This is a genomic window from Brevibacterium sp. (assembly GCF_022712115.1).
GTDB lineage: Bacteria > Actinomycetota > Actinomycetes > Actinomycetales > Brevibacteriaceae > Brevibacterium > Brevibacterium salitolerans.
In genome coordinates this window covers 12,596-33,069 of record NZ_JALAHB010000232.1, presented here as the reverse complement: position 1 = coordinate 33,069, position 20,474 = coordinate 12,596, and the positions used below count along the sequence as shown (strand labels likewise).

General features: G+C 69.2%; 19 protein-coding genes. 10 read left to right on the top strand and 9 right to left on the bottom strand.

Annotated features, from left to right (window positions below):
- Window positions 1-837 (top strand): VOC family protein, encoded by an 837-nt coding sequence (locus tag Q0A33_RS13815; protein WP_291797966.1) that lies wholly within the window; start codon window positions 1-3, stop codon window positions 835-837.
- Window positions 838-993: 156 nt separating this feature from the next.
- Here Q0A33_RS13815 and Q0A33_RS13810 read toward each other — a convergent pair whose 3' ends face one another.
- On the bottom strand, window positions 994-1,722 hold the full coding sequence (locus Q0A33_RS13810) for an AAA family ATPase (RefSeq protein ID WP_291797963.1): 729 nt from the start codon (window positions 1,720-1,722) through the stop codon (window positions 994-996).
- Window positions 1,723-1,809: 87 nt separating this feature from the next.
- Here Q0A33_RS13810 and Q0A33_RS13805 point away from each other — a divergent pair, with 87 nt between their 5' ends.
- Window positions 1,810-1,986, top strand: coding sequence for a hypothetical protein (locus Q0A33_RS13805; RefSeq protein WP_291797960.1), 177 nt, complete (start codon window positions 1,810-1,812; stop codon window positions 1,984-1,986).
- A gap of 26 nt (window positions 1,987-2,012) precedes the next feature.
- Here the strand turns inward: Q0A33_RS13805 and Q0A33_RS13800 are convergent, their stop codons facing one another.
- From Q0A33_RS13800 to Q0A33_RS13785, 4 genes are all read right to left on the bottom strand, one after another.
- Window positions 2,013-3,668 carry a sodium:solute symporter family protein gene (locus Q0A33_RS13800; RefSeq protein ID WP_291797957.1) on the bottom strand — a complete coding sequence of 552 codons (1,656 nt, stop codon included), beginning with the start codon at window positions 3,666-3,668 and terminating at the stop codon, window positions 2,013-2,015.
- A gap of 1 nt (window position 3,669) precedes the next feature.
- Window positions 3,670-3,840 carry a hypothetical protein gene (locus Q0A33_RS13795; protein ID WP_291797954.1) on the bottom strand — a complete coding sequence of 57 codons (171 nt, stop codon included), beginning with the start codon at window positions 3,838-3,840 and terminating at the stop codon, window positions 3,670-3,672.
- 95 nt (window positions 3,841-3,935) lie between these two features.
- Window positions 3,936-4,607, bottom strand: a complete 672-nt coding sequence (locus tag Q0A33_RS13790; RefSeq protein WP_291797950.1) for a TetR/AcrR family transcriptional regulator — start codon at window positions 4,605-4,607, stop codon at window positions 3,936-3,938.
- Complete coding sequence (locus tag Q0A33_RS13785) at window positions 4,604-6,589, bottom strand: FAD-dependent oxidoreductase (RefSeq protein WP_291797947.1); 1,986 nt, start codon at window positions 6,587-6,589, stop codon at window positions 4,604-4,606. The genes Q0A33_RS13790 and Q0A33_RS13785 overlap by 4 nt, the downstream gene beginning before the upstream one ends.
- Before the next feature lie 248 nt (window positions 6,590-6,837).
- Between Q0A33_RS13785 and Q0A33_RS13780 the strand changes: the two genes are divergently transcribed.
- The 8 genes from Q0A33_RS13780 (at window position 6,838) to Q0A33_RS13745 (ending at window position 16,551) form a co-directional block, all read left to right on the top strand.
- Window positions 6,838-7,509: a TetR/AcrR family transcriptional regulator gene (locus Q0A33_RS13780; protein WP_291797944.1), complete on the top strand. Its 672-nt coding sequence runs from the start codon at window positions 6,838-6,840 to the stop codon at window positions 7,507-7,509.
- Window positions 7,502-8,194 (top strand): hypothetical protein, encoded by a 693-nt coding sequence (locus tag Q0A33_RS13775; RefSeq protein ID WP_291797941.1) that lies wholly within the window; start codon window positions 7,502-7,504, stop codon window positions 8,192-8,194. The genes Q0A33_RS13780 and Q0A33_RS13775 overlap by 8 nt, the downstream gene beginning before the upstream one ends.
- A 410-nt stretch (window positions 8,195-8,604) precedes the next feature.
- Window positions 8,605-10,230: an ABC transporter substrate-binding protein gene (locus Q0A33_RS13770; RefSeq protein WP_291797938.1), complete on the top strand. Its 1,626-nt coding sequence runs from the start codon at window positions 8,605-8,607 to the stop codon at window positions 10,228-10,230.
- Window positions 10,230-11,186: an ABC transporter permease gene (locus tag Q0A33_RS13765; protein ID WP_291797935.1), complete on the top strand. Its 957-nt coding sequence runs from the start codon at window positions 10,230-10,232 to the stop codon at window positions 11,184-11,186. The genes Q0A33_RS13770 and Q0A33_RS13765 overlap by 1 nt, the downstream gene beginning before the upstream one ends.
- The gene (locus Q0A33_RS13760; protein WP_291797932.1) at window positions 11,183-12,262 is read left to right on the top strand and encodes an ABC transporter permease; all 1,080 of its coding nucleotides are present in this window, start codon (window positions 11,183-11,185) and stop codon (window positions 12,260-12,262) included. The genes Q0A33_RS13765 and Q0A33_RS13760 overlap by 4 nt, the downstream gene beginning before the upstream one ends.
- Window positions 12,259-14,169: a gamma-glutamyltransferase gene (locus Q0A33_RS13755; RefSeq protein ID WP_291797928.1), complete on the top strand. Its 1,911-nt coding sequence runs from the start codon at window positions 12,259-12,261 to the stop codon at window positions 14,167-14,169. Before Q0A33_RS13760 ends, Q0A33_RS13755 begins: the two co-directional genes overlap by 4 nt.
- Before the next feature lie 5 nt (window positions 14,170-14,174).
- The gene (locus Q0A33_RS13750) at window positions 14,175-15,890 is read left to right on the top strand and encodes an ABC transporter ATP-binding protein (RefSeq protein ID WP_291797924.1); all 1,716 of its coding nucleotides are present in this window, start codon (window positions 14,175-14,177) and stop codon (window positions 15,888-15,890) included.
- Window positions 15,883-16,551, top strand: coding sequence for a GntR family transcriptional regulator (locus Q0A33_RS13745; protein WP_291797921.1), 669 nt, complete (start codon window positions 15,883-15,885; stop codon window positions 16,549-16,551). Before Q0A33_RS13750 ends, Q0A33_RS13745 begins: the two co-directional genes overlap by 8 nt.
- Before the next feature lie 87 nt (window positions 16,552-16,638).
- Here the strand turns inward: Q0A33_RS13745 and Q0A33_RS13740 are convergent, their stop codons facing one another.
- The 4 genes from Q0A33_RS13740 to Q0A33_RS13725 form a co-directional block, all read right to left on the bottom strand.
- Window positions 16,639-17,304 carry a YoaK family protein gene (locus tag Q0A33_RS13740; protein ID WP_291797918.1) on the bottom strand — a complete coding sequence of 222 codons (666 nt, stop codon included), beginning with the start codon at window positions 17,302-17,304 and terminating at the stop codon, window positions 16,639-16,641.
- 211 nt (window positions 17,305-17,515) lie between these two features.
- Window positions 17,516-18,388, bottom strand: a complete 873-nt coding sequence (locus Q0A33_RS13735; protein WP_291797915.1) for a LysR family transcriptional regulator — start codon at window positions 18,386-18,388, stop codon at window positions 17,516-17,518.
- 87 nt (window positions 18,389-18,475) lie between these two features.
- Window positions 18,476-20,011, bottom strand: coding sequence for a tripartite tricarboxylate transporter permease (locus Q0A33_RS13730; RefSeq protein ID WP_291797910.1), 1,536 nt, complete (start codon window positions 20,009-20,011; stop codon window positions 18,476-18,478).
- A 42-nt stretch (window positions 20,012-20,053) separates the two neighbouring features.
- Window positions 20,054-20,467: a tripartite tricarboxylate transporter TctB family protein gene (locus Q0A33_RS13725; protein ID WP_291797907.1), complete on the bottom strand. Its 414-nt coding sequence runs from the start codon at window positions 20,465-20,467 to the stop codon at window positions 20,054-20,056.
- Between the last annotated feature and the right edge of the window lie 7 nt (window positions 20,468-20,474).

The window sequence follows — 20,474 nt, the reverse complement described above, 5'->3', positions numbered from 1 at the left end:
GTGCCGGCGCGCCCCACTGCGAGCGGGATCCCCTCCACCTTCGATCACCTGGTCGTCGCGGTGCCGGAGCTGGCGGCCGGGGTCGCCGAGTTCGAGGAGCTCACCGGGGCGAAGTCCGTGCCGGGCGGGAGCCACCCGGGCCGCGGCACGGCCAACCACCTCGTCCCGCTGATCCCACGCGGATGGGGCGCGGACTCGCTCACCTACCTCGAGATCCTCGGACCCGATCCTGCGCAGGACCCGGCACTGGCCGCCGCGCAGCTGGCGGGCTTCGACCGGATGGCCGCGCAGCGCTGGGCCGTCCACCCGGACGATCTCGATGCGACGGTGGCTGCGGCGGACGAGGCCGGAGTGGACTACGGCGCCGTGTTCGACATGGCACGGGACACCCCGGAGGGAGGCCGCCTCGAATGGCGCCTCACCCGGCGCGCGCCGCTGGCGTACGGCGGGGCTCAGCCCTTCCTCATCGACTGGGCGGAGTCCCCGCATCCGGCTCGGACGCTGCGCCAGGGCGCTGGTGATCCGGCTTCCGCGGCCGGTCCTTCCACGCCCGAGGCCGGTGGCTTCGCGCCCGAGACCGGTGCTTCCGCGTCCGAGACCGGCTCGGCAGCCGCTCCGGGCGTCAGCGGGGCGGGAGAAGCGGCGCTCACGCTGGAACGTCTCGAATTCTTCGCTCCGGACCCCGCGGCACTGGCCGCCGCGCTGGGAGTGCTCGCGGCCTCGGGCGCGGACGGCGGCTCCTTCACCGTGGAGGAGGCGGCGTGCCCGGGCTTCCGGGCGGTGCTCGCCGGGCCTCGCGGGGAGACAGTGCTGGAGACGCCTGTGCGGCAGGAGTGAGGCGGCGTGGGAGCGCACCAGATCCGTGCGACCCGTCGTGTCATGGAGTCCGGACGGACGTGCAGATGAGCTTGTCTTAGTCCCTAAAGTGTGGTGCTCGCCTTCGGGGCCTTACTTTAGTCCCTAAAGTACGGACGTTGCTGCTGCTTCCCTCACTTAGCGCTCATCGAGGAGGTGCCGGAGGTAGCGTTCCGGCGATTCCAGGTAGCGCTTCCAGTGCTGTACGAGCTCCAGGCGCTCCCAGTCGGTCTCCCGCAGACCCCACGCACCCACCTCGAGGATCCGCGCGCCCGGGAGGGAGGCGAGGATCGGGGAATGGGTGGCGCAGAGGACCTGGCCGCCCGCTGCCGCGAGCTCGCTGAGCGCGGACAGCAGCCGGAGCGTGGAGCTGAAGGAGAGCGCAGCCTCGGGCTCGTCGAGGCAGTAGAAGCCGGGCCGGGTGAACCGTGAATCGAGCAGGGCGTTGAAGGACTCCCCGTGGCTCAGCTGGTGGAACTGAGGATCGGCGGGGCCCTGGACGCTCTCCATGTACGTGTAGAGGGAGTGCATGGTCTCCGCCCGGAGGAAGAAGCCCCAGCGCCGCTTGCCCGCCCCGCGTTGGAGCAGGAGCCACTCCGCCAGTGGGGATTCCGTGCGCCGGGTGACGTGGCGGGCATGGGTGCTTCCGCCCTCCGGGTTGAGGCCGTAGGCCTCCGCGATGCCTTCGACGATCGTGGACTTGCCGGAGCCGTTCTCACCCACGAGGAACGTGACTCCGTGATCCAGCCGGAGCCCCTCCGCCAGGATCTGAGCCACCGCGGGCACGGTCATGGGCCACGTGCCGGAAGCGGGTGCTGCGTCCTCGCTGTGCCGGACGGAGACGACCGGCGGCTGATCGAAGTCCATGCCTCCGAGTGTGCCAGGAGCCACGGACGCGAGGGTTCCCCCGGCGCGCTGTTGCGCCTGCGCTCCCGCGGCTTCTACCGTGGAGGTATGAATAGGAGCACCGTGTGGAGCGTCGTCGGCGCGATCCTGGCACTCGTCATCGCCTGGTGGCTGGTGGGGATCGTCTTCTCCCTCGTGCGGCTCGCAGTCAAGCTCCTCGTCGTCGCGGCGGTGGCCGTGGTCGTCTATCTGCTGATCAAGCGGGCCTTCAGCTCCAAGGAGTGACAACCCGGCGTCCTGCTCCCGGGCCCTCAGCCTGCGAAGGGGGCGTAGGGGACCACGTAGAGCGCAATCAGAGCGACGCTGCAGAGCGCGAGGATCGCCACTGTGACGATCATCCACGTGCGGGTGACCCGATACTTGGCAGGGTCCTGATCCTCGGCGGGCACATGCATGAGCTTCCTGCGGAAGGCGTTCCCGGCCTCCGGCGGTTTCGTGCCAGTGTTGCCCACCACGGTGGCGATGATGGAAGCGGCGAATCCCAGGATTGTGGAGTTCAGGAAGTCCGGAAGCTCCAGACCGCCGAACTCACTGAGCGATTCGAACACAGCCACCACTGCGAATCCGGCGATCATTCCGGATGCTGCGCCACGGGCGGAGAGCTTCTCCGACCACACGCTCCAGAATGCGATGGGCCCCCACGAGGCGGCGAAGAGAGTCGCTGCGAAGTAGCCGATGGTGAGGACCGCCGGCGGAGCCACTGAAGTCACGGCCAGCACCGCCAGTCCGACCACCAGCATCGTCCACCGTGCCACCCGGAGGCCCGCGGTGTCGTTGTCCCCGGCTGCCGCCTCGGCCCCGACGACACGAGTCTCCGCGTCCCGCCGGCGGTTGCCGGAGAGGTAGGGGAGCACATCGTTCGCAGCGGAGAACCCGATCAGAGAGAGGAAGGATGCCGCGGAGGACAGACCTGCAGCGACGATGCCGGTGACGGCGATGACCCCCAGCAGGGAGGGCAGGACATTCTGCGCGGCCCAGATGAATGCGGTTTCCGATGGCTCGATGCCCGAGTCGAAGAGGTTGATCGAGAACCCGCCGAAGGTGAGGAACAGATAGGTGATGGCGAGGGCCGCGGTGGCGAACAGCGCGGAACGGATTGCGACGTGTTCGTTCCGAGCCATGAGGAAGCGACTCGACTGCCACGGACTCACTGCGACCACGGTGCACCACACGATTCCGAACGTGACGGCGTAGATGACGGCCTGCAGCGGCGACCCGATGTAGTTGTCCGCACCCGTGAGTCCGTGCCAGGCGATGCCGTCAGGCTTCTCTGCGAGCTGTGCCATCTTCTGCATGGCGGCGACCGGCCCGCCTGCCCTGCCGATCAGCCACCCCATGCCGATGATCGCTGCGGCGGTGAACACGACGAACATGATGGTGTCGTTGACCAGCACTCCTCGTGAGCCGGACAGCAGAGTGAAGATCGTGTACGCAGCCCAGACTGCGATGAGGATGACCCATTGGGGAACATCGATGAGCTGTCCCATCACCAGGACCAGACCCTGTGTCACCGCCACCAGGTACAGGCCGATCCCCACGACAACCATGATGCCGGCCAGAGCCTGGAGGCCGGGTGAGTCGAAACGCTTGCCGAAGTACTCCGGGACGGTGAGCGCCTGGGAACGGCGGAGGTATCTTCCGAAGAAGACCACCCCCACCAGGTATCCGGAGATGTTGAACGCGGTGAGGAGCAGCATGACGAGTGGGTATCCGTCGTAGGAGAATCCCAGCTCGCCCATGAATGAGACCGTCGAGAGGAATGACGCGACGAGCGTGCCCGCGACGAGGAAGGTGGGGGCGGCGCGGCCGGCCACGTAGTAGTCGGACTTGTCCTTCACCGTCCGACCCACTGCCGCGCCGATCACCAGATAGAGGACGAAGCTGCCGAAGATTGCGAGTGCGAACACCTCAGCTCTCCTCCTGTCCCGCCGGAGTCTGCCGTGTGCTTCCGGGCACACGCGGCTGTGACGGCTCCCCCGGAGGCCTGCCGTAGTCGCGGCGCACCACGGTGAAGCCGATGAGGATTGCGAGGATCGGTACGGCGCTGTACACGATCGACACGATGATGGATCCCGCCATTGGGTCTTCCTTCCTCCGGAGGCAGGGCCTCCGTATCAGTGGGGACGAACGGACGCAGAGCGTTCGCGCGACTCGTCCCGCTCGTGATCGCCTACTCAGTCACGAGGCGTGTCCGTCTCCGGGCACGCGGGTGGCTTCTCTGCTGGAGCACGCACTCCCAGCAGGGCGCGCGCAGTCTGCTGCAGAACGGATTCGATCCGTGCGACGTCCGTGCCGCGCGCACCGGTGGCATGCGCGATCTCGAAGCCGTCTAGCTGTGCGAGGAGCGCATCGACCGCGATCTCAGGCGCTACCCGCGGAGAGAATGTGCCGTCGGCGATACCGGCGTCGATGAGATCCCGGATCACCTGCTTCCACGTGAGGAAGACGCTGTCCAGCAGCGCCAGCAGCTGAGGATCGCGTGCGGATGCGGCGACGAGTTCGATCCACAGGCGCGTGCGCATGGTGAAGTCAGCGACGTGCAGGAAGTCGTGCAGCGCCTGCCGCAGACCCTCCCACGGGTCCTTCTCACCGAGGACGGGCGGCTTCACCCGGTTCACGACGTCCTCCGAGTGTCTCCTGTAGGCGGAGAGCACCAGCTCCTCCCTCGAGTCGAAGTAGTACTGGATCGTGCCGATGGACATGTTCGCGGCTCGTGCGACGTCCTTCATCCGCACGCCGGCTGTGCCGCGTTCGCTGATCTGCTCCAGTGCGGCAGAGAGGATGGTCGCCTTCCGCTGCTCCACCTCGTTCTCCGTCAGAGCCGGCCGCCCGCCGCGCGTGCTCATGGGCGGACCCGCGCGGTGTCCGGCTGCAGAATGAACTCGTTGGCTGCGACGAGGCCCTCGTAGACGGCCTCCTCCACAGTTCGCGGCGCCCTGCAGTCTCCGATCCGCACCGTGGGGATCGCGCCGAAGTCCACGTCCGGCGTCTGCGCCCGCGGCGGGTGGTTGACGATCGTCGTCGTGACGTCGTCGACTTCCAGCACCTCATCGCAGAGAGTGGACTGCAGATAGGCGGTGCTCGCGTCGAGGCCGGCGAGGCGGACGTCATTCACGAACGTCACGCCGGAGCGCACGAGTTCCGCCATGAGCGCGGTCCGCGTGTACTGCTGGACGGCGGCTCCCGGGGAGCTCGCCGCTGTGGCGAGGGTGACCGGGCGCCTGCGGGCCAGCGCCACGGCGATCCCCAGACCGGCCCAGTCTCCCTTCCAATCGGCGATGAGCACACCGCCCCGGGCGAGTTCGTGCGTCTCCGCGAGGAACTGCCGGGCAGTGAGGATCTCAGGTTCGTCGATGAGTTCGACCGCGGGCTCACGATCGGTGGATCCGGTCGCCAGGAGGACCTGATCCGGGGCGAAGGAGTCGAGCATCTCCTCACAGAGCGGCGCTCCGGTGAGGATCGAGGCCCCGGCGCGGCGGGCCTCGGCCTCGAGGTTCGTCACCGCACCTCCGAACTCGGCACGGTGCGGCAGCCGTTCGGCCAGCAGCACCTGCCCGCCCACGCGGCGCTCACGCTCGACGAGCAGCACCTCGGCTCCGGCTTCGGCGGCCACGGCTGCTGCCTTGAGGCCCGCGGGACCGCCTCCGACCACAAGCAGCCGCGCTCTCCTCCGCACGGCGGGGCGAGGGAGGAAGGTCAGCTCTCGTCCCGATTCAGGATGCTGGATGCAGCTGATGCCCACGCCCTGCTGGAAGTGTCCGATGCACGCCTGGTTGCAGCCGATGCAGGCGCGGATCTCATCGACCGCGTCCCGTTCTGCCTTCACTGCGATCTCTGGATCACAGATCATCGCCCGGGTCATGATGCAGAGGTCGGTGAGGCCCTCGCGGATCGCCTGTTCCGCCTCATGGGGCTGGTTGATCCGGCCCGCGACCATGACGGGGAGTTCGGTGGCCTTCTTCACCTCCGCTGAGAGCCGACCGGCGTAGACGGGTTCGTACTGCATGGGCGGCACGATGTGCTGAGCGCCCTGGAGGGTGGAGGAGTCGCCGGCCGTCACGGAGATGTAGTCGAGCAGTCCCTGGTCCTCCACGGCGCGGACCACCTCGAGGAACTCGCCGCTCGCCATGCCGTTGCTCGTCAGGTCGTCGCCGGAGATGCGCAACCCCACCACCTTGCCGGGACCGACGGCGGCGCGAGTGCTCTCGATCGCTTCCAGCAGGAATCGCATGCGGCCCTGCGGCGAGCCGCCGTACTCATCGGTTCTGGTGTTCACACGGGGGTTGATGAACTGCACAGGGAGGTAGCCGTGGCTTGCGACCACCTCGACGCCGTCGATTCCGGCGCCGCAGATGCGCGCGGCCGCGCGTCCGTATCCCCGGATGATCTCCCGGATGGTCCCGATCTCCAGGGGCTCGGGTATGACGTGGAAGCGCTCCTGCGGCTCATCGCTGGGCGCCACTGCCTGCGGAGCCATTCCCTGTTCGCCGTCCATGACCTCCCGGCCGGGGTGGAAGAGCTGTGCGAGGATGCCGGCGCCGTGGGCGTGGACGGCATCCGCGACCGCCCGGTAGCCGTCCGCGGACTCCGGCTCCGTGGCCATGAGGACGTGGCTCGTGTAGCGGGCCGTCTCGTGCACCCCGGAGACCTGCAGCACTAAGAGGCCCGCCCCGCCCGCGGCCCGGCGCTCGTGATAGGCCACCAGGTCCGGGCCGATGAGTCCGTCCTCGGCCAGCATGGTGTCGTGTCCTGACGAGACGATGCGGTTGCGCAGGCGGAGCGGGCCCAGGCTGACAGGGCTGAAGAGGTGAGGGAACAGCGAAGACATGGAGCGGCCTCCTCATTGAGTGCTCATTATTAATATGAGCATATTATGAAGTGAACTGAGAGTTCGCAAGGATGTGACGGATCTGCCGGCCGGTCCGGAGCGAGTCCCCGTCAGCCGTGGTGGGTCGAGCGGAAGTTCTCGGGATCGGTGGGAAGCCGTGCGGGTGGGCATAATCGCGGCGTGCCGGTTCGCGCACTCCTCTGTACACTATTAACTGATCACTCAGTTAATGAATGGAGGCGAGTCTCATGGCGCGCCCTGTCGATCCAGCCCGCGCCGCGCAGCGTCGTGCGGCGATCATCGGTGCCGCTGCCCAGCTGTTCGCCATGCAGGGGTATGCCAGCACCAGTGCGGCGCAGATCGCCCGCGCAGCCGGCGTGAGCTCCGGGACGGTGTTCTACCACTTCGGCGACAAGGCGGCGGTGTTCCGGGCGATCTTCGAAGCCGACCGTCCTGACGCCGAGGCCGCTCTCGCGCGGGCTTCCGCGTTCCGGAATCCCCTCACCGGCGCTCTCTGGCTGTTGGAGCAGCAGGCCGCTGACGCGGGGAGTCCCTATGCAGCAGGCCTCGTGGTGGAGCTGCTGCGCCGTGCGGGAGAGGACCCGCAGCTCCTCGAAGTCGTCGAGGGGACTGCGGAAACGCTTCGCACCGGGCTGGCGGAGATGCTGCGCAGTGCTGCCGAGCGCGGGCTCGTCGCAGACCTCGGGGACCCGGAAGCCGCTGCGGCGTGGCTTCTGGCGATCGTGGATGCGGCCTTCCTCAACGGCGGTGAGGGGCGCGACGTCACCGGTGAGGTGCGGCGGACTGCGCTGGGCTATCTCGGTGCCGGGGACCCCGGCGCCGGGGACTCCGAATCTGAAGATCCGGGGCCAGCGGACTCTGGGGTTCAGGGGCATGAGGAAGGGAATGGTCATGAGTGAGCCTGTCGTCGTGAAAGTGCCTCGGCGGTGGACCGCGGGGTTCTGCATCGCTGGAGCGCTGGTGGGCCTCGGTGCGGCCTTCGTGGTGCGGCCGGTCCTGGGCTGGCTGCTGGGGCTGCTGGGAGATGCCCCAGCGCCTCTGCGACTGGCCGGCCTGCTCCCGTTGCCCTGGGCCGTGCCCGTCCTGATGCTCGCGGGCCTGGTGGCAGGGCTGCTCATCGCTGCGGGCTGGAGCGAGGGGCTGGGCCGCGTGGAGGTGGGCGCTGGCGGCGTGCGAGTGGTGCGCAAGGAGAGCAGCAGGTTCGTCCCGTATGCGCGCATTGCCGAGGCCTACGCGGACGCGGACGAGCTCGTGCTCGCAGATGCGCGGGGTCTGGAGCTGCTCCGCGCACCTACGGATGGAGTGCTCCTCGCGCAGCTGGAGGCGGCGTTCGCTGCACATGGACTCCGGTGGCGGGGGCGGGGCGATCCTCGCGAGGCCGAGTACCGGACCTGGGTGGACGGCGAAGAGGCGCTGGAACCCGAGGCTGAGGAGCTGCTGCGCTCTCGCGGCTACGCGCTGATGGACAAGAAGGAGGGAGAGGCGTTCCGAGCGCGGGAGTCGCTGCTGGAGCTGGGCATCGTCGTCCGTGACCGGGACGGGAATCAGCAGTTCCGCCGTGTCGAACCGCCCGAGGCCGCCTGAGCCTCCTGAACTCCAACCTTCCATCCCAGGGCTGGGCCCCCTCGGGCTGCGTGATCCCGCTGCTCCGGAAGTTACGTCGGCGTACAGGCCGCCCAACGCGGCCCGTACGCAGACGTAGCTTCCGGGTGAGTGTGTGAGAGTGCGCACGAGGGGGTGTGTGGGCCCGCCCGAGGATGTGTGGGCTCGCCCGAGGGTGTGTGGGCCCGCATGTGGGTGTGTGAGCGCGTACGAGGACCTGCTCGAGGGTGCGGCGGGGGCGGGGAGCGGCGGCCACCCCGAACGTCCGCACTGTGGACGGCTCATGGACTTCTCAGACTCCGAAAATGTATACAAAGAGTCTGACGGTAGAGAATTGTGTTCAATCTGCCCTAGCGGATCGCAGCTCCGCGGGGCGGGGGACGGGAGCCCATGTGACGACCAGAAGACGGCAATCCCTCGCGGTGCTCTCCGCGGGCGCACTGGCGCTCGTGCTCAGCGGCTGCATCCCGCTCCAGGACCTGGGCCCCGCGCCGCAGCGCGAGGACGTGACGGAGGTGGAGTTCGGCGACCGCGCCCCGGCCGAGGGCGGCGATCTCGTCATGGCCCTCTCCTCCGAACCGGACCGCCTGGACCCCACCACCTCGAACTCCCTCTACACCCGGTACGTCATGCAGACGATGTGCGAGAAGCTCTACGACATCGATGCGAACGGGGCGATCGTCCCCATGCTCGCCGCGGAGATGCCCCGGATCTCCAAGGACGGGCGCACCGTGGACATCCCGCTGCGCACGGACGACGTGCGCTTCGCGGACGGCACGGAGTTCGACGCGGACGCCGTCGTCACCACGCTCACCCGCAACCTCACGGACGAGGACTCCGCCCGGGTCTCGGAGATGGGGCCGGTGGAGGACGTCGTGCCCCTGGACGAGGACACCGTCCGGGTCACCTTCGAGACCCCCTTCGCACCCTTCACCGCGGCGATGGCCGACCGCGCCGGCATGATCATGTCGCCCACGGCGCTGGAGGAGAAGGGCGACGACTTCGGCGATGCGCCCGTCTGCGTGGGCGCGTTCAAGTTCGCGGAGCGGATCCCGCAGACCAGCATCACCGTCACCGCGGATCCGAACTACTACGCCCGCGACGAGGTGCACCTCGACAGCATCGAGTACCGCATCATGACGGATGCGAACATCCGCGCCGCCAACATCCGCTCCGGTGACGTGCAGGTGGCGGACATGATCTCCCCGCAGGACATCGATGCGCTGCAGCAGGAGTCCGGGATCGGCACCCTGGCGGTCGAGTCGCTGGGCTACCAGGGGCTGACCGTCAACCTCGACCGCCTGCCCGAGGGCGCGGAGCCCACGCCGCTGTCCGAGGACCCCCGGGTCCGTCAGGCCCTGTCCATGGCGGTGGACCGCGAGGCGCTCGTCAACACCGTCTTCAACGGCTGGTACCTGCCCGCCTGCTCCGGCATCCCGGACTCCTCGCCGTTCGCCTCGGAGGCCAGCCGGACCTGCCCGGAGTACGACCCGGCCGGTGCCAAGCAGCTCCTCGAGGAGGCCGGCGCTCCCGTTCCGTACCCCATCGACGTCCAGGTGACGAACTCGCAGGACTCGCTGCGGTTCGCCCAGGCGCTCCAGGCGCAGCTGGCCGAGGGCGGGTTCGACCTCAGCATCCGTCCGGTCGAGTACACGGCCCTCCTGGACGTGCAGGACCGCGGCGACTTCGAGGCCGTCCAGCTGGGCTGGTCCGGGCGCGTGGACCCCCACGGCAACCTCTACAACTTCCACTACACGGGCGGCGGCAACAACTACACCGGCGTGGACGACGCGGAGCTCAACAGGCGCCTCGACCGCGCAGCGGAGCTCACGGACGTGGAGGAGCGCGCGGACGCCTACGGCGAGGTCGTGGACCGGCTGCAGGAGATCGACTCCGTCATCTACCTCTACCGTCAGCGCAACCTCACCGCCTACACGGACGACATCGCGGGAGTGCAGGTCTACTCCGACGGCGTCGTCCACCTGTCCCGTGCCGGATTCCTCGAGGAGGAGAGCTGATGCTCCGCTTCACAGCCGTCAAGGTGGGCGAATCGCTTCTCACCTTCGTCCTCGCCGCGATCGTCATCTTCTTCGGCGTCCGCGCGCTGCCCGGTGATCCGGCGCTCGCGATGGCCGGGGAGGAGGCCACCCCGGAGCGCGTCGCCCAGATCCGCGCCGACCTGGGCCTGGACGCGCCGGTGGTCGTCCAGTTCGCCAAGTTCCTCGGCAGCATCGTCACCGGGAACCTCGGCGAATCCACCCGCACCGGCCAGTCCGTCACGGAGATGATCGCGACGACGCTGCCGGTCACGCTGTGGCTCGCCGCCTACGCGATCCTCGTCGCCGTGGTCGCGGGCGTCCTGCTGGGGATGCTGGCCGAGCGCTTCCGCGGCCGCCTGCCTGAGGCCCTCGCCAACTTCGCGGCCCTCATAGGGCTGTCCGTGCCCAACTTCTGGCTGGGCCTCCTCGCGATCCTCCTGCTGGCGGTGACGCTGGGATGGTTCCCGGCCTCGGGCTACGTGGACGTCCTGTCCGACCCGCTCCGCGGCATCTACTACCTCACCCTCCCGGCCGTCATCCTGGGAACCAGCCTCGCCGCGGTCATCACACGGCAGACGCGGGCCTCCATGATCGAGACGATGGGCACGGACTACGTGCGCACGGCCCGCGCCAAGGGGCTCTCCCGTCCGCGCATCCTGTTCCGCTACGGACTGCGGAACTCGCTCATCGTGCTCGTGACGATCATCGGCCTGCAGCTGGGCGGACTGATCTCCGGCGCCGTCGTCACGGAGCGCATCTTCGCGCTGCCGGGACTGGGCAAGCTCACCCTGGACGCGGTGTTCGCCCGCGACTACCCGGTCATCCAGGCCGTGGTCCTCGTCATCACCGCGGCCTACATCGTCATCAACCTGGCGGTGGACCTGCTCTACTCCGTCATCAACCCCACCATCCGAACAGGAGCTGCGCACGCATGACCGCTCCACACCCCTCCGCAGACACAGCCGCGGGATCCCGGGCCGGGACCGAGGCCGGCTCCCCGCCCGCTGCGGGCTCGCCGGGTGCCGCTCCCGCCGCACACCGCCGCCGAGGCGCACTCGCCACCCTCGTCCGCACGCCTCTGGGACTGCTGGGCTCCGTGCTCGTCGTCCTCTCCGTGGGTGCCGCGGTGTTCGCACCCTGGCTCGCCCCCTACGGCTTCTCGCAGACGGACTTCGCCCACCCGTACCAGGTCCCCGGCACGGTGGGCCACGTGCTCGGCACGGACGACCTCGGGCGCGACTCCCTCTCCCGCCTGCTCTTCGGCGTGCGGGCCTCCATGCAGGTGGGTCTGCTGGCCGTCGCCCTCGCCGTGGTGGTGGGTGTGCCGCTCGGCCTGCTCGCCGGCTACTGGAAGGCCTGCGACCGGGTCATCTCCCGGCTCACGGACGTGGCGCTGGCGTTCCCGTTCCTCATCCTCGCGGTGGGCTTCGTGGCGATCGCGGGAGCCAGCCTCACGAGTGCGGCGGCGGCCCTGGGGATCGCGCAGATCCCCACCATGATCCGGGTGGTGCGCGGCGAGACGCTGCGGCTGAAGGACCGGGACTTCATCCGCGCCGCGCACGCCATGGACGCCTCCGCCTGGCGGATCCTGTTCGTCCACATCCTGCCCAACGCGGTGAGCGCGATCATCGTGCAGGCCACCGTCATCATGCCCACCGCCGTGATCGGCGAGTCCATGCTGTCGTTCCTGGGCCTGGGCATCCAGCCGCCCAGCCCCAGCCTCGGCATCATGCTCTCCGACGCACAGCAGTACATCTACCGAGCGCCGGCCGCCGCGGTATTCCCCGGCCTGGCGATCCTCGTCATCTGCCTCGCGTTCAACCTGTTCGGCGATGCGCTGCGGGATGCGCTGGACCCGGGCTCCGCGCTCGCGCGGACCTCGCGGCGTGAGCGCCGGGCGCTGCGGGCGAAGAGGCGACAGGAGCGCGCACGCGGCACCATGATGGAACGAGACCAGAACGGAGACGCGCTCGCGGAGACGGGCGCGGCAGCGAAGGAGAACGACCGATGAGCGCTTTCGTCACCCCCAGCGAGCACACCACGCGGCCCACCCTGCAGGGCACGTTCGGCATGTCCTCCTCCACCCACTGGCTCGCCACCGCGGCCTCGCAGTCCGTGCTGGAGCGCGGGGGCAACGCCTTCGACGCGGCGACGGCCGGGGCCTTCGTCCTGCACGTGGTCGAACCTCACCTCAACGGGCCGGGCGGGGACATGACCGGCCTGTTCGCCACCGCCGAGGCCCCGGGCACTCCCGTGGTGATGATGGGCCAGGGAGCAGCCCCGGCGGGCGCGACGGTGGAGCACTACCGTTCGCTGGGCCTCGACCTCGTGCCCGGCGCGGGCGGTCTGGCCGCCGCCGTGCCCGCCGCGGTCGATGCCTGGCTCCTGCTCCTCCAGGAGCATGGCACCTGGGAGCTTGCGGATGTGCTCGACTGCGCGATCGGCTATGCCGAGGACGGCTTCCCCATCCTTGCGCGCGTGACCAAGCAGATCGAGTCCGTGCGCGAGCTCTTCGAGCAGCACTGGCCCAGCAGCGCCGCGCAGTGGATCCCTGACGGCCGCATCCCCCAGCCCGGTGAGCTGTTCCGCAACCCCGAGTACGCGCAGGTGCTCCGCGAGCTCATCGCCGCCGGGGAGAACGCGAGCACGCGCGAGGACCGGATCGCTGCCGCCCGCCGCGAATGGGCGACGGGACGCGTGGCGAAGCTCGCGAGCGAGTTCCTCTCCCGCCCGCACCGCCACTCGGACGGCGGTGACTACGCCGCGGTCATCACCGAGCAGGACTTCGCGCAGTCGTCCGCGCGGTTCGAGGAGGCAGCGACGATCGAGTTCCGCGGGCACACCATCGCCAAGGTACCGCACTGGAGCCAGGGCCCCGTCCTGCTCGAGGCGCTGCGCATCCTCGACGGCTTCGACGACGAGAGGCTCGACCCGTCCACGGAGCTGGGCGCCCACACCGTCCTCGAGGCGCTCAAGCTCGCACTCGCGGACCGGGACGCGCACTTCGGCGACAACGACCTCGACCTGGACGAGATGCTCTCCGAGGAGTACATCGCGAGCAGGCGCGCGCTCATCGGCGAGCGGGCCTCGGCGGAGTCCCGCCCCGGCACCGTGGGCGGCAGCTCCGGGGACCTGCCCCGTCTCGTCACCGCGGCGGAGTTCGCCGCCACCCAGTCCGCGGACCTCTCCAGCTTCGGGGTGGGCGAGCCCACCGTCCCGGGTGCCGGCGCGGGACGTCCGGCGGAGGAGCCCGCGCCCGAGGCCGGCGCGGCCGCTCCCTTCACGGCCGCGGATCCGGCCGAGCCCGGTGCGGACGAGACCGGTGCGGTCCGCGGCGACACCTGCCACATCGACGTCGTGGACCGGTGGGGCAACATGATCTCCGCGATGCCGTCCGGCGGCTGGCTGCAGTCCTCGCCCACCATCCCCGGTCTGGGCTTCTGCCTGGGCACCCGCCTGCAGATGATGTGGCTGGACGAGGGACGGAACGCCGCTCTCACGCCGGGTGCGCGTCCCCGCACCACGCTCTCGCCCACGCTGGTCCTCCGCGACGGACAGCCGGTCATCGCGCTCGGCACGCCGGGCGGCGACCAGCAGGACCAGTGGCAGCTCCTCCTCGTGCTCCGGCTCCTGGTGGGCGGCTACACGCCGCAGCAGGCGATCGACGCTCCCGCGATGCACACCACCTCGCTCGTGGGGTCGTTCTGGCCCCGCACGTTCGAACCCGCCGGTGCCCTCGTCGAGGACCGGCTGGGCGAGGACGTCATCGCAGGCCTCGAGGCGCGCGGCCACCGGGTCACCCGTGCCGGTGACTGGGCGCTGGGGCGGCTCTCCTGCGTCACCCGTGACCCGGAGACCGGGCTGCTGCAGGCCGCTTCGAACCCGCGCGGCGCGCAGGGCTACTCGGCAGGAAGGTGAGCGTGATGGATGAGGCGACTTCCGCCGCGGCTGCAGGCACAGACGGCACCCCGGTGCTCGAGGTCTCCGAGCTCACGGTGGCCTACGGCGCCACGGAGGTGCTCCGCCGCGTCTCCTTCACCCTCGGGGAGGGGGAGCGGATCGGCATCGTCGGCCAGTCCGGCTCCGGCAAGTCCACCACGGTGGGTGCGGTGCTCGGTCTGCTGTCCGGGGCCGGCCGGGTGACCGGAGGGTCCATCCGCTATCGCGGAGAGGAGATCGCCGGCGCGCCGGAGGCCCGGATGCGGGCCCTGCGCGGGCGCTCGATCGCGCTCGTGCCACAGGACCCCATGACCAACCTCAACCCCTCCATGCGCGTGGGCGATCAGATCGCGGACGCGTTGCGGACCTACGGCACGCACGGGCGCGCGGAGGTCGAGGCGCAGGTGGTGCGCCTCATGGAGGAGGCTGGCATCCCGGAGGCGGAGCGCCGCCGCAAGCAGTTCCCGCACGAGTTCTCCGGCGGCATGCGCCAGCGCGTGCTCATCGCGATCGCCCTGGCCGGCGACCCGGACCTCATCATCGCGGACGAGCCCACCTCCGCGCTCGACGTCACGGTGCAGAAGCAGATCCTCGACCACCTGCAGCGCCTCGTGGACGACCGCGGGGTGTCCCTGCTGTTCATCACCCACGACCTCGGTGTGGCCTCGGACCGCACGGACCAGATCCTCGTCATGCACGACGGGGAGGTGGTGGAGGCCGGAGCACCCGCGCAGGTGCTCTTCCACCCGCAGGACGCCTACACGGAACGGCTCATCGCGGCCTCGCCCAAGCTGGCGGTGCCGCCGGAGGAGGATGTGCCCGAGGCCGGGGCAGGAGGCGGAGCGCGCGCAGCGGCCGGGGCGGCCTCGGCTGCGGGAGGTTCAGCGGCGGACGGCTCGGCGGCCGGCGACGGCCGGGACCTCGTGCTCGACGTCCGGGACCTCACCAAGGTCTACCGCCTGCGCGGTCGCCGGGAGGAGCTGCGTGCGCTCGACGGCGTGAGCTTCCAGGCGGAGCGGGGGAAGACGACCGCGATCATCGGCGAATCCGGCTCCGGCAAGTCGACGACCGCCAAGATCGTGCTGGGGCTGGAGGCTGCGACCTCGGGCGAGGTGGTGCTCGACGGCACCGCCGTGGCGGGCGGGACGAAGGCGGACCGGGCACGGCTGCGGCGCTTCACCCAGCCGGTGTTCCAGGACCCATACTCCTCGCTGGATCCCACGATGTCCGTGGAGAGGATCATCGCGGAGCCCCTCGCTGTGTTCCGGATGGGCACCCGGGCGGAGCGCAGGGCGCGCGTGCGCGAGCTGCTCGACCAGGTGGCGCTGCCGCAGTCCGCGGCGCAGGCCCGTCCCGGCGAACTGTCCGGCGGGCAGCGGCAGCGCGTCGCCATCGCCCGGGCCATCGCGGCGAGGCCGCCGCTGCTGGTGTGCGACGAGGCGGTCTCCGCGCTCGACGTGCTGGTGCAGGACCAGATCCTCGAGCTGCTCCGTTCGCTGCAGCGCGAGCTGGGCGTGTCCTGCCTGTTCATCACCCACGACCTCGCGGTGGTGGCGGACTTCGCGGACGACGTGGTCGTCATGCGGGCCGGCCGGATCGTGGAGGCCGGCAGCGTGCGCAGCGTCATCGAGTCGCCGCAGCATGAGTACACTCGGAGCCTGATCGACGCCGTCCCGGGGGAGCAGCTCACGCGTGTCTAGTCCAGCCGCCGTCCGCGTCACCGAGCAGGTGCGGGCGGACATCATCTTCGGCCGCATCGCCGCGGGCACGCGGCTGACGGAGAAGCTGCTCTCCGAACGCTATGCCGTCTCACGCGTGCCGGTGCGCGAATGCCTCCGCGCGCTGGAGGCGGAGGGACTCGTGGAGGTCCGCTCCTATGCGGGGGCCACCGTGGTGGCACCGCACGAGGAGGACCTCGAAGTGCTCTTCGACCTCCGCCATACGCTCGAGACGGAGGTGGTGCGCCGCGCGGCGCTGCGTGCGCAGGAGCAGCTGGACCTCGACGTGCCCGGTGAGGGGTGGTGGGCCCTGCGGCGTGCCGCGACGGCGGTGCTGGAGGAGGGCGACGCCGCTCTGGCCGCCGGCGAGGCGGCTCGGCTGCCCTCCTGCAACCACCGGTTCCACCTGCTGCTCGCGGAGATGAGCGGCGCGACCTCCCTGCTCGGCATCCTGCGGCAGGTCTCCGGCCGGATCGAGAGGCTGTTCTCCGTCGCGGGCACGCATCGCGGAGGCGGGGCGTGGGACGAGCACCGGGCCATCCTCGCCGCGGTGCTCGACGGCCGGGCCGAGGACGCACCGGCGCTCATGGCCGCGCACCTGGAGCGTTCGCGTGCCGGACTGCGGGCTGCGAAGGTTCGCTAGCTCCCTGCGGTGCCGGCTCCGCCGGGGGCCGGGGTGCTGGTGCCGGCTCTGCCGGGGGCAGGGCTGCTGATCGCCCGGAAGAGGGCCTCACACCCTGTGGCGTGTGCAGTGGCCCAGGACGGCGACAGCACCGATGATGATCGCGGTGAGGAGGACGCCCAGCCACAGGTTCACCATGAGGGTGAGCGCGCCCACGAGAGCGCCCAGCAGGATGCAGGCGATGGCGAGGATGCGGCGGGGCCATTTGTCGCCGGACCCTCCGGCCAGACGGGATTCGCTGGCCAGCCCCACCATCGTGGAGGTGACGACGACCGTCGTGACATCTGCGACTCCCACCTTGCGTGCGGCTGCTGCCTGCATGCCCATGACGAGGGCGAGGACTGAGGTGGTGACGGTGCCCGCCGTGTGGTTCTGCGACGGATCCACGGCCATGACGAGGCCGGCGAGCCCGAAGCAGCCCCCGGCGACGATCCCCATGACGGTGGTGGTGCGCCCGGTCCACTCGCCCTTGCCCGTGGGCTTGAGAATGCGGCCGGCGAGCACAGCGCCCAGCATGAAGCCGGCGAAGGCGAGGAGGGGACGGAGCACCGGGATCCCCTCCGCCCCGGCCAGGCCCATGCCGAGGATCACGACGTTGCCGGTCATGTTGCCGGTGAAGACCTTGTCGTAGCCCAGGTAGCCCACGGCGTCCACGATGCCGGTGGAGAACGTGAGGGTGAGCATGAGGATGAGGTGGAGAGTGGCTTTGGTCATGCCGTGATCGTATACAAACAGCGGAAAGCGCCGGGCGGTGGGGTCGCTACGTCTCTGAACAGACCGGAGCGGTGTGGCCGATGCTTCCCGTCTGCGGATTCGCCCGCCTCGGTGATCAGAACCGGGCGGATCCGCAGACGGGAACGAAGAACGCGCCGGCTCGGGTCTGTTCTGTGTCGGCTGGCACAGCGAAGGGCACTTTCACTCCTGCTCAGGACAAGGCAGAGACGAATGCCGCCAGTGCGGGATTGCTGCTGTCGGGGCGCCACAGCGCATGGAGGTGAACGACATCCGCGTCGAAGTCGGAGAAGCGAAGGTACTCGACGCCGGGGACTCTGCCGGCTTCGGCTGATTCCGGGACGAAAGCGACACCGTGACCCCCGGCGACGAGACTCACCATGGTCATGATCTGTCCGAGAGAGTACTTGACTCGGCTCGGTTCAATCTCGAAGTTCCCCACGATGATGTCGTAGAAGTATCGCGCCTTGGTGGCTGAATGCATGATGACCGACTGTCCGCGGATGTCCGACTTCGTGAGTTCGCGGTCAAGCTGCGCCAGGTCTGAGTCGGCTGGAACCGCGAGCAACAGCCTCTCCTTGAGGAGCAGTCGTGACTCCAGATGCGGCAGCGGAGTGTGCAGACGCCCGAGCGCCAGGTCGATGCGCTCTTCGTCGAGAGCCTGGAGCTGTTCCGCAGTCACCATCTCCACGAGGTCGATGTCCAGGTCCGGCAGCTCAGCCTTCACGGTGCTGAGTAGGCCGCTGAGAGGTCCGAAGCCCGCCGCGGCGGTGAACCCCATCCGGACCAGGCCCTTTCTCCCGGAGGCCACCCGGCGGGCGCCCTCCGGTGCCCGCTCGGCCAGGCCCAGCAGCTTGCGGGACTCGGTGAGGAAGAGCCGTCCGGCAGCCGTGAGTTCGACGTTGCGTCCTCGGCGATCCAGAAGCTCGGCACCGACGTGGCGCTCGAGCTTCTGGATCTGGCGGCTCAGTGGGGGTTGCGTCATATTCAGCTCGAATGCGGCGCGTCCGAAGTGAAGATGCTCCGCGACCGCGACGAAGCAGCGCACCTGGTCCAGGGTGTACATGGCAGCTCCAATGCTCTCAAGTGCATCAAAGTATCAGAACACTGTCATCTCCAGCGGAGGCGCTGTCTGCTCTGTCGCAGGCCTGCCTCACCGGCGGCCGCTTGCCGGTTCCTCATCCGCGGAGACGACCGAGCGCGCGGGCCCCTTCTTTCCGAGCACCAGCTTGAGCACCAGTGGAACGAGGAGCACGAGTACGAAGAGCACGAGGATCGTCACTGCGATCGGATGGTTCGTCACCTGCGTGACATCGCCCTGGAACATCATGAGCGAGCGGCGGAAGTTGTCCTCCAGCAAGGAGCCGAGGACGAACGCGAGGACGAGAGGTGCTGGATCGAAACCCATCTTCTTCATGAGGTACCCGATCACACCGAACGCCACGACGACGAGCACCTCGAAGAAGCGGTTGTTGATGGTGTATGCCCCAATGCAGACGATCATGAGGGTGATCGGTGCCAGGATGGTGGAAGGGACGTCGAGGATCTTCACGAACAGACCGATGAGCGGGATCGACAGCACGATGAGGATGATGTTGCCCAGATACATCGAGTTGATGACGCCCCAGAACAGACCGGGGTCCTCACTGACGAGCTGTGGCCCGGGGGTGATCCCTTGCAGCATGAGCGCACCGAACATCACAGCCATCGTCGCATTGGCGGGTATGCCCAGGGTGAGCAGCGGGATGAAGGAGGAGGTGGCGGCGGCATTGTTCCCGGTCTCCGGCCCGGCCACGCCCTCGATGGCTCCCTTGCCGAAGCGGCTCGGATCCTTCGCCAACCGCTTCTCCGTGCCGTAGGAGACCATTGCGGAGACGGTGGCTCCTCCGCCGGGGAGGAGCCCGAGGAAGAATCCGATGAGGCCCCCGCGGGCGATGGGGCCGGCAGACTGCTTGAGATCCGCCTTGGTGGGAAGCACCTTGTCCACCTTGACTCGCAGCGGCTGCGGTAGATGACGTCGTTCCAGCGCGTAGAGGATCTCGGTGAGGCCGAAGACGCCCATGGCTATCGGGACGAACTGGAGGCCGTCAGCGAGTTCGAGGCTGCCTGCCGTGTAACGCATCTCCCCGGTGAAGCCGTCCCGGCCGATGACTGCGAGCAGCAGGCCGAAGGTGGCGGCGATGAAGGCCTTCACCCGCGAGCCGTTCGAGATGGTGGCGACCAGGAGGATGCCGAGCAGGGTGAGCGCGGCGTACTCGGGCGGGCCGAACCGCAGCGCCCAGCCTGAGACGATGGGTGCGACGAAGGTCAGCGCGACGATCGAGATCGTGCCGCCGATGAACGAGGCGATGGCACCGATGCCGAGTGCCTTGCCCGCCTGCCCCTTCTTCCCCATCGGGTAGCCCTCGATCGCGGTGATCGCGGAGCTCGTCTCACCGGGGATGTTGAGCAGCACCGCGGTGACGGTGCCGCCGTAGATGCCTCCGTAGAAGATGCCCGCGAGCATGATGATCGCGGAGACGGGCTCCATGCCGTACGTCAGCGGCAGCAGAATCGCGATGGTCGCTGCCTGGCCGAGGCCGGGCAGTACGCCGATGACCATCCCGACCAGCACGCCGACCAGGCAGAAGAGGAGGTTCATCGGTTCGAGGACGACCGAGAAGCCCTCGATGACAGGTGCGAAGTCCATGGGGTCAGTGCCTTTCTCAGGGACGCCGGGCAGCGGGGGCGATCAGAACAGGTGTGGGATCGAGATGCTCAGACCCGTGACGAAGATCAGGTAGAGCGCGAGGACGGCGAGTGCGGAGATGAGTGCCGACTTCAGCAGCTTCTCGCCTCCCAGCACCTTCATCCAGAACACCATGAGGAGGAAGCCGGGGATCTCGAATCCGATGACGGGCATCAGCTGCACCGCGATGACGATGCTGAGCGCGCCTACGCCCACCGACATCGCCCGGCGGGTGATCCTCTCCGCGTCCGTGAAGGTCTTCGCCAGGGACATGAGTGCGAGACCGAGGACGATCAGCAGCACGGAGAGGATCGCCGGCCAGGTGCCTGCCCGGGGAGCGGTGAGAGTGCCGAAGCCGAGGTTCAGGGCCACCGCGAGGGAGCCCGTGCCCATGAGCGTGGCCACGATCCCGCTCACCAGGTTT

What these genes read in the sequence shown, in the direction of transcription:
- Q0A33_RS13790 (WP_291797950.1), bottom strand. Translation starts at nt 4,607, where the DNA reads ATGAGCACGCGCGGCGGGCGGCCGGCTCTGACGGAGAACGAGGTGGAG.
- Q0A33_RS13780 (WP_291797944.1), top strand. Translation starts at nt 6,838, where the DNA reads ATGGCGCGCCCTGTCGATCCAGCCCGCGCCGCGCAGCGTCGTGCGGCG.
- Q0A33_RS13735 (WP_291797915.1), bottom strand. Translation starts at nt 18,388, where the DNA reads ATGTACACCCTGGACCAGGTGCGCTGCTTCGTCGCGGTCGCGGAGCAT.
- Q0A33_RS13805 (WP_291797960.1), top strand. Translation starts at nt 1,810, where the DNA reads ATGAATAGGAGCACCGTGTGGAGCGTCGTCGGCGCGATCCTGGCACTC.
- Q0A33_RS13760 (WP_291797932.1), top strand. Translation starts at nt 11,183, where the DNA reads ATGACCGCTCCACACCCCTCCGCAGACACAGCCGCGGGATCCCGGGCC.
- Q0A33_RS13755 (WP_291797928.1), top strand. Translation starts at nt 12,259, where the DNA reads ATGAGCGCTTTCGTCACCCCCAGCGAGCACACCACGCGGCCCACCCTG.
- Q0A33_RS13795 (WP_291797954.1), bottom strand. Translation starts at nt 3,840, where the DNA reads ATGGCGGGATCCATCATCGTGTCGATCGTGTACAGCGCCGTACCGATC.
- Q0A33_RS13810 (WP_291797963.1), bottom strand. Translation starts at nt 1,722, where the DNA reads ATGGACTTCGATCAGCCGCCGGTCGTCTCCGTCCGGCACAGCGAGGAC.
- Q0A33_RS13775 (WP_291797941.1), top strand. Translation starts at nt 7,502, where the DNA reads ATGAGTGAGCCTGTCGTCGTGAAAGTGCCTCGGCGGTGGACCGCGGGG.
- Q0A33_RS13730 (WP_291797910.1), bottom strand. Translation starts at nt 20,011, where the DNA reads ATGGACTTCGCACCTGTCATCGAGGGCTTCTCGGTCGTCCTCGAACCG.
- Q0A33_RS13750 (WP_291797924.1), top strand. Translation starts at nt 14,175, where the DNA reads ATGGATGAGGCGACTTCCGCCGCGGCTGCAGGCACAGACGGCACCCCG.
- Q0A33_RS13785 (WP_291797947.1), bottom strand. Translation starts at nt 6,589, where the DNA reads ATGTCTTCGCTGTTCCCTCACCTCTTCAGCCCTGTCAGCCTGGGCCCG.
- Q0A33_RS13765 (WP_291797935.1), top strand. Translation starts at nt 10,230, where the DNA reads ATGCTCCGCTTCACAGCCGTCAAGGTGGGCGAATCGCTTCTCACCTTC.
- Q0A33_RS13740 (WP_291797918.1), bottom strand. Translation starts at nt 17,304, where the DNA reads ATGACCAAAGCCACTCTCCACCTCATCCTCATGCTCACCCTCACGTTC.